1 protein-coding gene is annotated in these 538 nt (G+C 47.4%); it reads left to right on the top strand.

Annotation, left to right across the window (positions count from 1 at the left end):
• Positions 1-6 precede the first annotated feature (6 nt).
• The coding region (locus LKK83_RS00535; protein ID WP_324628783.1) for a Uma2 family endonuclease at positions 7-538 on the top strand (532 nt) is incomplete at its 3' end.

Genomic DNA, 538 nt, shown 5'->3' with positions numbered 1-538 from the left:
ACAGTTATGAGCGCGATCGCAATCAATTTAAACCCAATTATTCAACTGACAGACGAACAGTTTTATCAACTTTGTCGCGAAAATACCGATGTAAAATTCGAGCGCAATGCGAAAGGAGAATTAATTGTAATGCCACCGACTGGGGGAGAAACCGGGAATCGGAACCTGGAAATCGGGGCTGATTTTGCGATTTGGAACCGACAAACCAAATTGGGCAAAGTATTCGATTCTTCTACTTGTTTTAAATTGCCGAATGGCAGCGATCGCTCTGCGGATATCGCCTGGATAAAATTAGAGCGCTGGGAAACCCTCACCCCGGAAGAACGAGAGAAGTTTCCTCCTCTTGCGCCGGATTTCGTGTTAGAGTTGCTCTCCCCTAGCGATCGCCTAAAACCGATCCAAGAGAAACTGCAAGAATATATAGAAAATGGCGTTAAGCTGGGGTGGTTAATCGATCGCGCAAATCGGCGGGTAGAAATCTATCGCCCGGGGAGAGACCCCGAAATCTTGTCCGATCCTGCTGTAGTTTCCGGAGAGG

The organism is Phormidium sp. CCY1219, from assembly GCF_035615515.1.
Lineage (GTDB): Bacteria > Cyanobacteriota > Cyanobacteriia > Cyanobacteriales > Laspinemataceae > CCY1219.
Note: the sequence above shows the minus strand (reverse complement) of the source record. Positions and strands in the feature narration are given on the sequence as shown.